Source organism: Klebsiella sp. OBRC7 (genome assembly GCF_000293135.1).
GTDB classification, from domain to species: domain Bacteria; phylum Pseudomonadota; class Gammaproteobacteria; order Enterobacterales; family Enterobacteriaceae; genus Klebsiella; species Klebsiella michiganensis.
This window is the reverse complement of sequence record NZ_ALNJ01000027.1, coordinates 90,516-105,136: the sequence shown is the minus strand read 5'-3', so window position 1 is coordinate 105,136 and position 14,621 is coordinate 90,516. Positions and strand designations below refer to the sequence as shown.

General features: G+C 57.6%; 15 protein-coding genes, 1 pseudogene and 1 riboswitch. Of the genes and pseudogenes, 3 read left to right on the top strand and 13 right to left on the bottom strand.

Features of this window, described 5'->3' with window-relative positions; genetic code table 11:
- Window positions 1-6: 6 nt before the first annotated feature.
- The 5 genes from HMPREF1144_RS06475 to HMPREF1144_RS06455 form a co-directional block, all read right to left on the bottom strand.
- Window positions 7-735: an urea amidolyase associated protein UAAP1 gene (locus tag HMPREF1144_RS06475; RefSeq protein WP_004850803.1), complete on the bottom strand. Its 729-nt coding sequence runs from the start codon at window positions 733-735 to the stop codon at window positions 7-9.
- Between the two features lie 4 nt (window positions 736-739).
- Entirely contained in the window at window positions 740-1,516 is a 777-nt protein-coding gene (locus HMPREF1144_RS06470; protein ID WP_009652163.1) for an ABC transporter ATP-binding protein, read from the bottom strand.
- Entirely contained in the window at window positions 1,513-2,328 is an 816-nt protein-coding gene (locus tag HMPREF1144_RS06465) for an ABC transporter permease (RefSeq protein WP_009652192.1), read from the bottom strand. Before HMPREF1144_RS06465 ends, HMPREF1144_RS06470 begins: the two co-directional genes overlap by 4 nt.
- A gap of 24 nt (window positions 2,329-2,352) precedes the next feature.
- On the bottom strand, window positions 2,353-3,411 hold the full coding sequence (locus tag HMPREF1144_RS06460) for a putative urea ABC transporter substrate-binding protein (RefSeq protein ID WP_004850797.1): 1,059 nt from the start codon (window positions 3,409-3,411) through the stop codon (window positions 2,353-2,355).
- A 57-nt stretch (window positions 3,412-3,468) separates the two neighbouring features.
- Window positions 3,469-3,567: riboswitch (guanidine-I (ykkC/yxkD leader) on the bottom strand.
- Between the two features lie 177 nt (window positions 3,568-3,744).
- The gene (locus HMPREF1144_RS06455; RefSeq protein ID WP_009652235.1) at window positions 3,745-4,347 is read right to left on the bottom strand and encodes a helix-turn-helix domain-containing protein; all 603 of its coding nucleotides are present in this window, start codon (window positions 4,345-4,347) and stop codon (window positions 3,745-3,747) included.
- A gap of 43 nt (window positions 4,348-4,390) precedes the next feature.
- Here HMPREF1144_RS06455 and HMPREF1144_RS06450 point away from each other — a divergent pair, with 43 nt between their 5' ends.
- Window positions 4,391-5,083 carry a B3/4 domain-containing protein gene (locus HMPREF1144_RS06450; RefSeq protein ID WP_009652173.1) on the top strand — a complete coding sequence of 231 codons (693 nt, stop codon included), beginning with the start codon at window positions 4,391-4,393 and terminating at the stop codon, window positions 5,081-5,083.
- A 46-nt stretch (window positions 5,084-5,129) separates the two neighbouring features.
- On the opposite strand, the pseudogene HMPREF1144_RS33500 reads toward HMPREF1144_RS06450, so the two are convergent.
- The 3 genes and pseudogenes from HMPREF1144_RS33500 to HMPREF1144_RS06440 all read right to left on the bottom strand — a co-directional run.
- Window positions 5,130-5,207: pseudogene (locus tag HMPREF1144_RS33500) on the bottom strand (LysE family translocator); the annotation flags it as partial.
- Between the two features lie 15 nt (window positions 5,208-5,222).
- The gene (locus HMPREF1144_RS06445; RefSeq protein WP_042927139.1) at window positions 5,223-5,690 is read right to left on the bottom strand and encodes a DMT family transporter; all 468 of its coding nucleotides are present in this window, start codon (window positions 5,688-5,690) and stop codon (window positions 5,223-5,225) included.
- Between the two features lie 9 nt (window positions 5,691-5,699).
- Window positions 5,700-6,134: a DMT family transporter gene (locus HMPREF1144_RS06440; protein WP_009652221.1), complete on the bottom strand. Its 435-nt coding sequence runs from the start codon at window positions 6,132-6,134 to the stop codon at window positions 5,700-5,702.
- A gap of 99 nt (window positions 6,135-6,233) precedes the next feature.
- Here HMPREF1144_RS06440 and HMPREF1144_RS06435 point away from each other — a divergent pair, with 99 nt between their 5' ends.
- Both HMPREF1144_RS06435 and katG read left to right on the top strand, forming a co-directional pair.
- On the top strand, window positions 6,234-7,166 hold the full coding sequence (locus HMPREF1144_RS06435) for a LysR family transcriptional regulator (RefSeq protein ID WP_004850791.1): 933 nt from the start codon (window positions 6,234-6,236) through the stop codon (window positions 7,164-7,166).
- 265 nt (window positions 7,167-7,431) lie between these two features.
- Window positions 7,432-9,615 (top strand): catalase/peroxidase HPI, encoded by a 2,184-nt coding sequence (gene katG, locus HMPREF1144_RS06430; RefSeq protein ID WP_009652246.1) that lies wholly within the window; start codon window positions 7,432-7,434, stop codon window positions 9,613-9,615.
- Window positions 9,616-9,665: 50 nt separating this feature from the next.
- Here the strand turns inward: katG and mgtU are convergent, their stop codons facing one another.
- From mgtU to HMPREF1144_RS06415, 5 genes are all read right to left on the bottom strand, one after another.
- Window positions 9,666-9,752, bottom strand: coding sequence for a magnesium transporter protection protein MgtU (mgtU, locus tag HMPREF1144_RS33870; protein WP_251009858.1), 87 nt, complete (start codon window positions 9,750-9,752; stop codon window positions 9,666-9,668).
- Window positions 9,753-9,765: 13 nt separating this feature from the next.
- Window positions 9,766-9,858, bottom strand: coding sequence for a protein MgtR (gene mgtR, locus HMPREF1144_RS32870; RefSeq protein ID WP_004101989.1), 93 nt, complete (start codon window positions 9,856-9,858; stop codon window positions 9,766-9,768).
- An 18-nt stretch (window positions 9,859-9,876) separates the two neighbouring features.
- Window positions 9,877-12,609 carry a magnesium-translocating P-type ATPase gene (gene mgtA / locus HMPREF1144_RS06425; RefSeq protein WP_009652279.1) on the bottom strand — a complete coding sequence of 911 codons (2,733 nt, stop codon included), beginning with the start codon at window positions 12,607-12,609 and terminating at the stop codon, window positions 9,877-9,879.
- 155 nt (window positions 12,610-12,764) lie between these two features.
- A complete protein-coding gene (locus HMPREF1144_RS06420; protein ID WP_042927136.1) occupies window positions 12,765-13,460 on the bottom strand; it encodes an MgtC family protein in 696 nt (231 codons plus the stop codon).
- 412 nt (window positions 13,461-13,872) lie between these two features.
- On the bottom strand, window positions 13,873-14,394 hold the full coding sequence (locus HMPREF1144_RS06415; RefSeq protein ID WP_009652251.1) for an anti-virulence regulator CigR family protein: 522 nt from the start codon (window positions 14,392-14,394) through the stop codon (window positions 13,873-13,875).
- Window positions 14,395-14,621: the final 227 nt, after the last annotated feature.

Below are 14,621 nucleotides of genomic sequence, written 5' to 3'. Positions count from 1 at the left end.
GCCTCCTTACAGGGCAAAAAGTTGGGTGTTGAGGAACGCGCGCTGGTTTTCATCGCGGGTAAATAGCGCTTCCGCGGCCGTCTGCGCATCATCAGCCTGGTACCAGCTCAGCTGGATCGGCCGCGGAGCGTACTCAGCGGCAGGGTCCTGAGGATGCGGCAGCGCGGTCAGCACCATGAGGACATCCATCGGCGCAAACAGCTCAACGTAATCTCCGGCGCGGCTGTTGGCGGAAATAAACTGAAAACGGCCATCCTCATCGACGGTGACTTTGCTGAAGAAGTTAACCACCATCAGCAGGTCTTCAAGGCCCAGGTCCCACTTGCCCATCTCGACCAGCAGGTTATCGACGCCGTTGCGATAGAAGCCGTTGCGCAGCTCCTGGTAGCGTCCTGCGCCATACTTTTCACGCGTCTCGTCGGCGTTGAGCACACCGCCGAACGGGTCGTGCCAGCCGCAGCTGTCGGCAACAATTCCGGCCAGAACGCGCCCCATGTCGGAGTAGAAACAGTGCCCGGCGGTCAGGCGCGCGGTGTGCTGGCCTTTGAGGGTATCCGGCAGATTCAGGCGCTCGCTCTTCTCGTGGGGATTCAGCATCATCATGCTGACGTTGGCCCCGCCGTCGATATCGGTCAGGCGCAGGATCTGCCCTTTGCGCAAAATCAGCGAGGTGTGCGCCCCGCCGGGTAGCCGCTCTTCGCGCAGGCTTGGGGAGGAGTGAAAAAGTGCGGTCATCAAACTATCTCCTTAATGCGTAAACGTTATTGTCGCTGCCGGTGGTTATCTGCGACATCCGCGCTTCATTGAGCGGAATATCGTAGGTAACGCGCGCCCCCCAGGCGTTGGGCGCCTGCGGATCGATGCGCACTTTGTCGAAAACCAGCAGCCGGGTGCCAAGGTTGAAGCCCTCCGCGAGGTCATGGGTGACCATAAATACCGTCATCCGCGTTTCGCTCCACAGCTGGAGCAGCAGCCCGTGCATATCCTTGCGAATACCGGGATCCAGCGCGCCGAAGGGTTCATCAAGCAGCAGTACGCGCGGCTGCATGACGAAAGCCTGGGCGATCGCCAGCCGCTGCTGCATCCCGCCGGAGAGCTGCGCCGGATATTTATTCAGCGCGTGCCCCAGCCCGACTTTCTCCAGCATCCGCTGCGCCCGTTCGCGCGCGTCGCGTTTCCTGCCGGCAAACAGCCGGCCAAACAGCGGTGACGCCGGGAGTTCCAGGCCAATGGCGACGTTATCCAGCACGTTGAGGTGCGGGAAAACCGAATAACGCTGAAACACCACGCCGCGGCTGCGGTCCGGCTCCGCCGCCAGCGGCTGGCCGTCGAGGGTGATTTCCCCGCGAGTCGGCTTTTCCTGGCCGAGCAGCAGGCGTAAAAACGTCGACTTCCCGCAGCCGGACGCGCCGACCATCGAACAGAACTCGCCCTCTTTCACCTGCAAATTGATGCGCTCCAGCACCACGTGGTCGCCGTACTCCTGCCAGATATTTTTGATGTCGATAAAGCTCATGCCCGGCCTCCTTCCGCCCACGGGAAACAGGCTTTGTGCAGCTGGCGCAGAGCCAGATCCATCAGCCACGCCAGCAGGGTTATCCAGATGACGTAAGGAATAATCACGTCCATCGCCATATAGCGGCGGACGAGGAATATGCGATAGCCGAGACCGGCGGTGGCGGAAATGGCCTCGGCGGAGATCAAAAACAGCCATGCGGAGCCCAGCAGCAGGCGCAGGGAGGTTATCAGCCGCGACAGCAGCTGCGGCAGCACGACCCGCAGCACCACCGTCCAGCTATTTGCGCCGAGGGTTTGCGCTTTGATAAACAGCTCCGCCGGGATTTCCCGCGCCCGCTGTTCAAGGTCGCGCGCCAGCATCGGCGTAATGCCAATGACGATAAGCATCACTTTTGATAGCTCATCCAGGCCGAAGACGATAAACAGCACCGGCAGGATCGCCAGCGGCGGGATCATCGACACCACGGTCATCAGCGGCGACAGCGCCGCGCGGTACATCGGGAACACGCCGGCGGCGATGCCGATGCCCAGGCCAATCAGCGACGAGAGCGCCAGACCAATCAGCAGGCGGCTCATACTAATCAGCGTGTCGGCCCACAGCAGATACTCGCCGCTGCGTTTATCCGGGGTGAAGGCCATCCGGTCGATGGCCGCGATCATCTGCGACAGGCCGGGCAGCAGCTTATCCTGCGGGTTGGCTTCCAGCCGCACCGCCGAACCGATAAACCAGGCGGCGATCATCAGGACGAAGGGCAATAGCATCAGCGTCAGGCGCATACCCTGCCGGGGATAGCGGTTAATGTGGCGCATGGCGTGGACTCCCAAGGTCAATCATTACAGCTGCCCCGCCGCGGCCAGCTTCAGATAGCTGTCGTCAAAGCGCAGTTTGCTGTTGGCGGTATCGCCGACGGTGACGCCGCCGGGAAAGGTCATGCCGATAAAGTCGGCGCTCTGCGCCCCCTCTCCCAGCAGCCCTTTATCAAAAGAGAACTGCGCCACCCGCTGCATGGTTTTTGCCAGTGCCGGCGAGGTGATAAACGTCAGGGTATCGGCAGGCGTCCAGAAGAGATGGGTCGTTTTTAGCTGCGCCCGGTAGCCGGCGAGGTCGGTGCCGGAATCGGCGGCCATTGCGCTTAGCGCCTGCGTATCTCCGGCCTGCATTTTGGCCATCATCTCGAACCAGGCGCCGGTCAGGGCTTTACCCAGCGCCGGGTTATCTTTCAGGGTCTGAGTATTCACCACCATCATGTCGATCAGCTCGCCGGGAACCTGCGAAGAGCTAAAGACCTCCGTGGTTTGCGGCGTCTTTTTGATAACCGAAAGCTGCGGATTCCAGGCCACCGCCGCGCGTACGCCGCTGGTGCCAAAAGCCGAGACGATATCCGCATCCGAGGTATTGACCACTTTGACGTCTTTTTCCTGCAGTCCGGCTTTTTCCAGACCGCGAACCAGCAGGTAGTGCGATACCGAAAGCTCCGGGAGATACACCGCCATGCCTTTCAGATCGCTGAGCTTTTTATCCGCTCCCTTCAGCACCACGCCGTCGTTGCCGTCGGAGTAGCTGCCGGTAATGAGCGCCGTGGTATCAACGCCCCCCGCCGCCGGAATGGTCAGGGCATCCATGTTGGTCATGGTGCAGCCGTCAAACTGGCCCGCGGTGTACTGGTTAATGGATTCGATGTAGTCGTTCAGTTGAACAATATTGATTTTGATACCGTATTTGCTGGCCCATTTATCGATGATCTTTTCGTTGCTGATGGTGCCCCAGGGCATCCATCCGGCATAGATAGTCCAGCAGATGTTGAACTCTTTTTTTACGGCGGCAAACGAGGGGACGCTGGCCAGCAGCGCCAGCGACAGGATAAGAGAGCGGAGGATCGGCGGTGTCTTCATGGTGGACCTCTGGTTAGCACGAGAAACGGGGGCAGCGCGACACCCAACGGTGCTGCTGTCTCCCGGGCTTTTGTCCCGCCGTGTAACCTCGCAGAGGTCGCCAGCTCTCGGACCAGACGTTCACCTGAGTGAACCGGAACCCTAGCCAGCTATTGTGTTATCTCAATTGTCTGTTGCGCTGCCTTCTGACGAGGAGTCTGCAAGGTCTATGCCAGGCGCGCAGCACGCGTAAAATCAGCCCTACGACGGCAGGCGCCGCCGCGGCTCCCAAAAATGGGGAGTGATGATGGGGCATTGCATGGATTTGGTGCGCTCGCCGTCAGGGAGGAGCTACTAACGCGCTTTTTCGCTCACCGTCATGGTGAATCGCGCGATCTTATCCCCGGCGTTAGCGTAGCTATGCGGGGCGTCGGTGCGCGCGACGGCGGAATCCCCCTCTCGAATCAGATAGACCCCGTCGTTAACCGTCAGGGTTAAGGCGCCCTCGGTCACGAAAAGCAGTTCTGTCGTGCCATCGCCGTGCCCCGGCGAAGTAAAAATCTCACCGGGACAGAGACTCCATTGCCAGAGCTCCACCATATCCGGTCCGCTGGTACCGGCAAGCAGCCGTGCATGACCGCCCCGCTCGCCCTGCCATAGGGTGGGAATATCGCTTGCGGCCATCACCTTGACCGGCGGCGCGGCGGCGACATTAACAAAATCGGCCACGGAAACGCCCAGCGCCGAGGCCAGACGGCACAACAGCGCAATGCTTGGATTGGCCCTGCAGGCTTCAATGTCTACCAGCATACCTTTGCTGACGCCCGCGCGTCGGGACAGCTCATCCAGGGAGATCTTCTTTTCCGCCCGGTAGCGCTTAATGCGCGCCGCAACGGCTTCATTGATCATGGCGGCATCGGCGCCCGCGTCGGTCGTTATATTGACTTTATTGGTCATCGGTCGATATTATGCTTTAAAATGGTCGTTACAGGATTATCCAATGAATAGCGTATTACCGTCAATCAGCCCGCAGGTCTCCGCGCTGGCCCCCGGCTTTCGCGCCCTGAGCATTGATGTCGTTTCCGCCGCTGTACGCGCCCCCCTGGTCGGGTCCGATGCGCTCCGCTCCGCCTGCCAGGCGGTTCTCGCCGGCGAGCCGCAGTGGGCGGAGGCTCACCTGCAGGCATGGAATGAAGTGTTCCGCGCCTTTGGCGCAAAACCTAAAAGAACTCCCTGTTCGGCGGAAGCCTTGCGCAAACGGGTGCTGCGCGATGGCGAGATGGCTGCGCTCGATCCCATCGTCGATCTCTATAATGCGGTGAGCCTGCGCTACGCTGTGCCGGTCGGCGGCGAAAACCTGGCGGCGTATGTTGGCGTGCCGCAGCTCAAGATGGCGGACGGCAGCGAACCGTTCGATACAGTTAAAGAAGGACAGACGGTTTACGAATACCCCGACGCGGGAGAAGTGGTCTGGGGCGACGATCGCGGTGTGACCTGTCGACGCTGGAACTGGCGACAGGGAGTTCGTACTCGTCTGAGCGTGGAGAGTCCGCGGATGTGGTTTATTCTTGAAAGCCTGCCGGAAATGCCGCTTAGCGCGCTGCAGGAGGCGGGAGCGATGCTGAGCAACGGCCTGCTGGAGATGATGCCGGAGGCGACGATCCGCTCACAGCTGATAGGGCCAGGGGCCTAAAGCCATTCCCCTGCGCCCGGCAGCGTAGCGCCGCCGGGCGCAGCGATTACTTCCGCGCCTCGAAGGCAATTTTCACCGCCATCCCCGCCAGCACCATCGCCATCAGCCAGCGCTGAAACTGCTGCTCTGAACAGGTGGACTAACTCTCCTTATCTTCAGCTTTTGCCGCCGCGCTGGAGCGGTAAATAAAGAACAGCGCCAGCCCCAGACAGACGATGGCCCCCAGCCGCCCCGCTGAAAAGGCAATGGCGTCGTTATCCAGCCAGCCAAAATTATCGATCAGCAAACTCATGGTCAGTTGGCCAAAAATCACCGCCACCGTGGCCGCCGCGGTACCGATACGCTGCACCGCCACCACCATAATCACAATATAGGGGACGCCGCAAAATGCGCCCAGCAGCTGCCATTTCGGCACATCCAGCAGCGTTGTCGACTGATGGGGGGCAAAATAAAAAATCAGCAGCGCCGTGATCAAGGCGCCCACCGCAAACGTGAGAAACGCGCTGCGAAATACGCCCACCTGGCTGCCCAAACGGCCGTTAATCGCCGCCTGCATACTCAACATCGCGCCGCCGGCCAGCGCCAGCAAAATCATTATGCTACTCATGTTAACTCCTCAGCTTGTGGCGATCAGAATCAGGGCGACGATGATAAACAGCAGCGCGATAACCCGCCGTCTATCGATTTTACGTTTTGCCGAACCAAACAGACCGTAGTGGTCAATCAGCAGGCTTTTGCATACCTGACCGGCCAGAATGCCGATCATCGTCATGGCGATACCGATAACCGGTACGGCGATGGTTAAAATGACGACGTAAATGGGTCCCAGTACGCCCCCGGTAAGCTGCCAGCCCGGTAAGGAGAAGAACGAGGGTCCCTGCCTGGGGCCAAACAGCAGCATCAGCAGAAAGGTTAGCGCGCTCCCGACGCTAAAAATGCTGAATGTGGCCCACAGGTCCCCTACCTGCCCGGCAAGCGGCCCGAGTAGTCCGGCTTCCACGGATAACCCCATGCCGCCGGCAATCACAAGAAAAATAAGTAATAACTGCATCGTTGATATCCGATTATTGATTGGGTGGCAGAGCATAAAGCAGCGAAGTAATGTGAAAAACGATACAATCAGGGAAACACTTTTGCGGATATTGCATTAATGAGCGATGCGGGTAATGTGAATTTTCGGGCGCTACAGCTGTTTATCGCCGTCTATGACAGCCAGAGTTTCTCCGTTGTGGCGAGGCGGGAAGGCGTTTCGCCCTCGATGGTGTCGCGCGTCATTCACCAGCTTGAGGATGCGCTCGGCCAGCAGCTCTTTTATCGTAATACCCGGGCGGTGGTTCCCACCGAAGCGGGACGCCTGTTTGCCGAACATGCCAGAGGGCTCGGCGAACAGTTCAGCGTTGCCAGACGCGACCTGCAGGACCGTCGTCTTGAGCCGGGTGGACTGGTGCGGATCAACGCCCCGGTCTATTTTGGCCAGCGCCATATCGCGCCGTGGCTGCCGGGGCTGACGGCGCGCTATCCAAAGATGCAAATTGCGCTGGCGCTGACCGATGATTTTATCGATCCGCACCGCGAAGCGACCGACCTGATTTTCCGCATCGGCAGCCTGCCGGACTCCAGCGTTCATGCCAGAGTACTGGGTATGCAGCATCACTATCTGGTTGCGGCTCCGGACTATCTGCAGCGCTGCGGCACGCCGGAGAAACCGGAAGATCTTCGCCATCACAGCACGCTGGTCTACAGCGGTTCAAATGGACCTAACCGCTGGCTGTTCCGCCTCGCAGAGGGAGAATGGGTTCACTATCCGCAAACGCCGCGGCTGGCATCAAATAACGCCGATGCGCTGCTGACCGCTGCGCTGGGAGGCATGGGGGTGGTGCTCTTTCCCGACTGGATGGTCAATGAAGCCATGGGGGCTGGAAGGCTGATTCAGCTGATGCCTCACTACAGCGCGGCGATCGGCAGTAGCCCCTCGCCGGTGTCGGCGATCTACCCTCACGCCCGCCATCCTTCGTTAAACGTACGTGCGGTAATTGACTATTTTATCGACGTTTTTGGTACGCCTTTATACTGGCAGCGCTAAGCCATTTTACGCACTAAAATTGTCGTAACTCAAACAATCGGTCTTCGCTGACGGGGATGATGTCTTAACGATTCCTTTACGCGTATGTTACGACTATTGTGGTTGAGTCAGTACTGAACAATTAATCATTGAACAATGATATATGTTCGGTTTTTACAAAGGCATTGAACGGAAATAACTATTAAATCCGTAGACTCATTCAAATATCGCTTATTGGTAGCAGTGTATATCGTAATGGCATTCACAAAAGCAAACGGAGCCTGATATGAGCACGTCAAACGATCCTTCGAATACCCCGTCGGCAGGGAAATGCCCTTTCCACGCCGAGACGGCGACGCCCACCCAGAGCGCGGGCGGTGGTACCGGCAACCGCGACTGGTGGCCAAATCAACTACGGGTGGATCTGCTGAATCAGCACTCCAATCGTTCAAACCCGCTGGGCGAACACTTTAACTACCGCGAAGAGTTTAAGAAGCTCGACTACTCGGCCCTGAAGGCCGATCTGCGCGCCCTGCTCACCGATTCTCAGGAGTGGTGGCCAGCGGACTGGGGTAGCTATATTGGGCTGTTTATTCGTATGGCGTGGCACGGCGCCGGTACCTATCGTACCGTTGACGGGCGCGGCGGCGCGGGCCGCGGCCAGCAGCGTTTCGCACCGCTCAATTCCTGGCCGGATAACGTCAGCCTCGACAAAGCCCGTCGCCTGCTGTGGCCGGTAAAACAAAAATACGGGCAAAAAATCTCCTGGGCCGACCTCTATATGCTGGCAGGCAACGTGGCGCTGGAAAACGCCGGTTTCCGCACCTTTGGCTTCGGGGCCGGTCGTGAAGACGTATGGGAACCGGATCTGGACGTTGACTGGGGTAATGAAACCGAATGGTTGGCCCATCGTCATCCGGAAAGCCTGAATCAGCAGGCCATTGGCGCGACCGAAATGGGGCTGATTTACGTCAACCCTGAAGGCCCCAACGCCAGCGGCGACCCGCTCTCCGCCGCCTCCGCGATTCGCGCGACCTTCGGCAATATGGCAATGAATGATGAAGAGATCGTTGCGCTGATCGCCGGCGGTCATACGCTGGGCAAAACCCACGGTTCCGCGGTGACCAGCCACGTTGGCGCAGAGCCGGAAGCGGCGCCGATTGAAGCGCAGGGACTCGGCTGGGCCAACAGCTACGGCAGCGGCGCGGGCGCCGACGCGATCACCTCCGGTCTGGAAGTGGTCTGGACGCAAACGCCGACCCAGTGGAGCAACTACTTCTTCGAAAACCTGTACAAATATGAGTGGGTGCAAACCCGCAGCCCGGCAGGCGCGATTCAGTTCGAAGCGAAAGACGGCCCGGAAATTATTCCAGACCCGTTTAATCCGGAGAAAAAACGCAAGCCGACCATGCTGGTCACCGACCTGACGCTGCGCTTCGACCCGGAGTTCGACAAGATTTCCCGCCGCTTCCTTAACGACCCGCAGGCCTTTAACGAAGCCTTTGCCCGCGCGTGGTTTAAACTTATCCACCGCGATATGGGGCCGAAGTCCCGCTATATGGGCCCGGAAGTGCCGAAAGAAGATCTGATCTGGCAAGATCCGCTACCGGCGGCGGTCCACGCTCCAACCGCAGAGGATATCGCGACGCTGAAAACCGCCATTGCCGACGCTGGCCTTTCGGTCAGCGAGCTGGTTTCCGTGGCCTGGGCATCGGCCTCCACCTTCCGCGGCGGCGATAAACGCGGCGGCGCCAACGGCGCGCGTCTGGCGCTGGAACCGCAGAAATCCTGGCCGGTAAACGCCATCGCGGCCCGCGTGCTGCCGACCCTGCAGGGGATTCAGCAGGCATCCGGTAAAGCGTCGCTGGCGGATATTATCGTTCTGGCCGGCGTGGTGGGCATTGAGCAGGCTGCCGCGGCGGCGGGCGTTCAGGTTAGCGTTCCTTTCGCCCCTGGCCGCGTCGATGCGCGTCAGGATCAGACCGATGTGGAAGCGATGGATCTGCTGCAGCCGCTGGCCGATGGTTTCCGCAACTATCGTCGCGTTGGCGGCGGCATCTCCACCGAAACGCTGCTGATTGATAAAGCACAGCAGTTAACGCTGACGGCGCCGGAAATGACGGTACTGGTGGGCGGTCTGCGCGTGCTGGGCGCGAACTTCGACGGCAGCCGGCACGGCGTATTTACCGACCGCGTGGGCGTGCTGAGCAATGATTTCTTCGCTAACCTGCTCGATATGGGTACCGTCTGGAAAGCCGCTGACGAGCACGCTGAGCTGTTTATTGGCCGCGATCGTAAGAGCGGCGAAGAGAAATACACCGCGACCCGCGTTGATCTGGTGTTTGGCTCCAACTCCGTCCTGCGCGCCCTGGCTGAAGTGTATGCCTGCAGCGATGCGCGGCAGAAGTTCGTCAGCGACTTTGTCGCCGCATGGACCAAGGTGATGAACCTCGACCGCTTCGATCTGTAATCTTTTCCCCGGCAGAAATGCTAAACCCGGGCCAATGGCCCGGGTTTCTTCTATCTAATCCAGATTGTCAGCAGAATAATGATGGCCGCAATAATCGCCACCTGAATAAAGACTTTATCCAGCGATCCTCTACGCATCGCGCCCCCTTATTCAGAACAGGATTTGCCAGATAGCTAACAGCAGCACCAGCAGACCCATCAGGAAAAATATCAGCGCGATGATAGTGTCCGGAGAACGATTCATCTCTGCGCCTCCTTATCATCAGAACCACTGACCAAAGCGTTTGATATAGAAACGTTTCATGCCCTGCGCGACCACGCAGTAGCTGAGCAGCGTCGCAACCAGCCACGGGAAGTAGCTCAGCGGCAGCGGCTCCAGCCCGACCATCGCCCCCAGCGGCGAGAACGGAATATAGATGCCCATCGCCATAATGACCGCGGTGGTGAGCAGCACCGGCAGCGTCGCCCGACTCTGGATAAACGGAATTTTCTGCGTTCTCAGCATATGCACCACCAGCGTTTGCGACAGCAGCCCTTCAATAAACCACCCGGACTGGAACAACGCCTGGGCTTCGACGTGATTCGCCGCAAACACGTACCACATCAGCGCGAAGGTGGTGATATCAAAAATGGACGACGTCGGGCCAATCCACAGCATAAAGCGGCCGATATTTTTCGCATCCCACTTGCGCGGCTTACGCAGGAATTCCTTATCCATCTTGTCCCACGGCAGCGAGAGCTGAGAGAGATCGTACATCAGGTTCTGGATCAGCAGATGAATCGCCAGCATCGGCAGAAACGGAATAAACGCGCTGGCCACCAGTACCGAGAAGACGTTGCCGAAGTTAGAGCTGGCGGTCATATTCAGGTACTTAATGATATTGCCAAAGGTCTCACGCCCTTTGATCACACCTTCTTCCAGCACCATCAAATCCTTTTCCAGCAGGATGATATCGGATGCCTCTTTGGCGATATCCGCCGCGCTGTCGACGGAAATACCGACGTCCGCATCGCGCAGCGCCGGCGCATCGTTGATGCCATCGCCGAGGAAGCCGACGGTGTGGCCGTTTTTCTGCAGCGTTTTCAGGATTCGCGACTTCTGCAGCGGCGTCAGTTTGGCGAATACCGAACGCATTTCCACTTCGCGCTCCAGTTCGTTATCCGTCATCGCTTCAATCTGCGCGCCGGTCAGAATACCGTGGGCATCAATCCCCACTTCCAGGCAAATACGCGCCGTGACCACCGGGTTATCGCCGGTCAATACTTTGACCGCCACGCCGTTATCGCGCAGCGCGGTAATCGCTTTTCCCGCGCTCTCCTTCGGCGGATCGAGGAAGGTCAGCATCCCTTCGACCGTCAGCCCCTGCTCATCCGCGGCGCACAGCGGGGTTGTCAGGGCAGAGTCATCCAGCTTGCGGGTCGCGACCAGCAGCACGCGGAAACCCTGGGCGTTGTAATCCTGCGTTTTGGCTAACAGCAGATCGCGGCGAGTTTCATCCAGTGCAACCATGCGGTCGCCTTCGCGCAGATGCGTGGCCACCATCAGCATCTCTTCGACCGCGCCTTTGCAGATCAGGCTTTTATCGCCGTGGCGGATATCTTCTACCGACACCGAGACCCGACGGCGGACAAAATCAAACGGCAGTTCATCAAGCTTTACGAAGCGCTCTTTGGTCGCTGGCGCAATCCGCCCCTCGCCAAAGCGCAGCACCGCCCGGTCCATCAGGTTGCGCGCCCCGCTCTGGCTGCTGCTGTTGAGCCACGCCAGCGTCAGCACCCGGTCGCTCTCACTGCCGCTGACGTCAAGATGATGCTCAAGAATGATATTGTCCTGCGTCAGCGTGCCGGTTTTATCGGTGCACAGCACGTCCATGGCGCCAAAGTTCTGAATGGCGTTCAGCCGCTTGACGATCACTTTGCGCCGCGACATAGCGATAGCGCCTTTCGCCAGGTTTGAGCTGACGATCATCGGCAGCATTTCCGGCGTCAGGCCCACCGCGACCGCCAGGGCAAACAGCGATGCCTCAACCCAGTCTCCTTTGCTGAAGCCGTTAATCAGCAGCACAATCGGTACCATCACCAGCATAAAACGGATCAGCAGCCAGCTGACGCTGTTTACCCCACGGTCAAACGCCGTCTGGGTGCGCGTACCGACAATGGACTTCGCCAGCGAACCAAACCAGGTGCGGTTTCCGGTAGCCACCACCACCGCCTGCGCCCTGCCGCTGGTCACGTTGGTGCCCATCAGACAGATATTGCCCATCTCCAGCAGGCTTTTATCTTTGTTCGGCTCGGGAAGCCTGTCGCACCCTTTGCCGGACACGCTGGCCAGAACGTCATACTTTTCCACCGGCAGCGATTCGCCGCTGAGTATCGACTGGCTGACGAACAGGTCCCGGGACTCCAGCAGGCGGACATCCGCCGGAACCAGATCCCCCGCCGCCAGGAAGATGATGTCACCGGGCACCAGTTCCTCAATGGCAATCTCCTCCTGCGCCGGCCCCATGTTACCAGGACCGCGACGCAGCACCGTCGCCGTGGTGCGAACCATGGATTTCAGCGCCTGCGCCGCTTTGTTGGTGCGAAACTCCTGCCAGAAACGCAATAACCCGCTCAGGCTGACCATCGTGACGATAATGATAATCCCGGTCAGATCGGTCTCTTCGCCGTTACGCAGCGGTAGCCAGTAATCGGTCACGAAGCTGACGGCGGCCAGCGCCATCAGGACATAGATAAACGGGTTATTGAATGCCTGCAAAAGCTGGATTAGCGCCGGCGGCGCCTGCTCGTGCGCGACTTCATTGCGGCCATATTCATTCAGCCGTTCAAGGGCATCTTCGGTGGTGAGCCCCTGACGGCTGCTGTTGAGCCGCGCCAGTGTATGATCCGGGCTGTTAAATGCCTCGGTTTCAATGGCGAAGCTTTTTTTATGCTGCTTATCATTTTCTGACGCAGACCGGTTTATTTTCCGGTTTTCTACTTTCATGTCAGTCATGATTATTCCTCAAATTTAAGACGTCGTTATCCCTGCATAATTGACTTATGCATAATTCATTTTTACGTTATTAAACGCTTATTACTTTAATTGCCTGGGAATATCCATCATTCCCTCCTTAGACAAATCATTGCCAGAGTAGAATATCAGGGAGGCTAACTCCCCTCGACGCACCAGCGCACTGACGTAATGTTTTCGTCACCGCCAATTCTTGACATAATAAGATCTCGCGCTTGGCGGGAGTCGGTATTACCGACCAGTTCGATGCGGATTTCTTTATGTCCTTGTTCTTTTGCTGCTATCGACACCAGCCCCTGCAAGCTGAGCGTCATCTCTTTACTGATATTAAGCAATAGCTGACGAATCGCGTTTTCATGTTCGCTATGACAGATAATATTCAGAACGTAGCATTTTTCTTCTTCCGTCGCGCCGGGGATCTGATTAATTCTCTGCGCCGCTTCGCGCAGTAGAATATTAGCGCACAGGATGATCAGCGTTGCCGCCGCCGCTTGCCAGAACTGGCCTAAGCCACACAGTACGCCAATCGCCGCAGAGCACCACAGGGTTGCCGCGGTATTCAGGCCGCGCACGTTCATGCCTTCCCGCATGATGACGCCGGCGCCGAGAAAACCAATTCCGGAAACCACCTGCGCGGCAATACGTCCCGGACTATCCGGCGATGTGGAGATAGAGCTCAGAATAAAAACCGCCGCGCCGGTGGCGACCAGCGCATTGGTGCGCAGGCCAGCCATCCGCTGACGCCACTGTCTTTCGGCGCCAATCAGCGCGCCCAACAGCATCGCAGCGAGTAAATTTGCGATATAAGGAAACATCAACATAGCTTCCTCCATTTTTGCTGGAAGAATTAACTACGTGCTTTATTAAGCACACGACAAATTGTCGCCAGAGAGGTGATTAACGTCGCGTTGACGGTGGAGGGAATAATGTATTTTTAAACATGAACATGACGATTATCCTCGCAGCCATGCTGCGTTATTTTTTATGGGATGCAATCGTCTGGATGAGGAGATTGCTGCCCGCCGGTTGGCAAGCAGCGCAGAAAAAATAGCGTCAGCTTGCCTTGATGTTTAAGTAAGGGTGACTGTCCAACATATTTCTCCTGTGTGAATTTGTGCTCATTATAGTCATTCAATTATTTGAGTAAAGTTAAAATCTCGCTTTAGTGACGATTTGTTTAGAATGACCTTAATGCGCTAAGCCTGCCCGCCAGGATTAACCCCGGCGTGAACCGGGGTTAATTCACTAGTCAAAGACGCCATTAATTATCGACGTCACGATCGCCGTACTCAGCGCGATCAGTACTAAATCCTGGCCCACCACGCGCCATTCATAGCCAGGATAGTAAGGCAGTTCGTTGAGCATCGATGCCGGAACCGCTTTTTTCGCAATCCCCGGAGGTAAGGGTTTACCGCGAGCCAGATTTTTGGCGATTCCCGGCGGCAGCGACTGATAGCCGGTTAAACCGTAGTTTACCGCCAGCGAACGCGCTCTGGAGAAGCTGATATCGGCAGAGACATGATCGGGTTTGCCGTAGTTTTTTCTCTGCCCCGGGTTTCCTTCTTTATGACCCTGGTTGCCCTTATCAACGTTGTTTTTACCGCTATTGCCGTTGTTACCGCTGTTACCGTTATTGCCATGGTTACCGCTATTACCATGATTACCGCCGCCGTTGCCATTACCCGGGTTGGCGAAAACCGGCGTGGCCATCATTGACAGCGAAAGCGCCACCGCCAGCGCTGCCTGTAGGACTTTCTTACTGGACATGATTTTTTCCTGAGTGGGAGTACTCGCTTTGAATGTAGGTGAATAACCTGAGCGCAACAATCTCTCGTTATCTTAAATTTATTTCAGGTCAAACTTAGCGCCCCGATGGTGAATTCCTTCACCCTGCGGCCGGGCCATAGGCGAAAACCAGCACACAACGCCAGCCAAACCACATTGGCATTATTTTGTTCTGCAAATCTCTTTCACCTGATGCGATTAAAAATCTA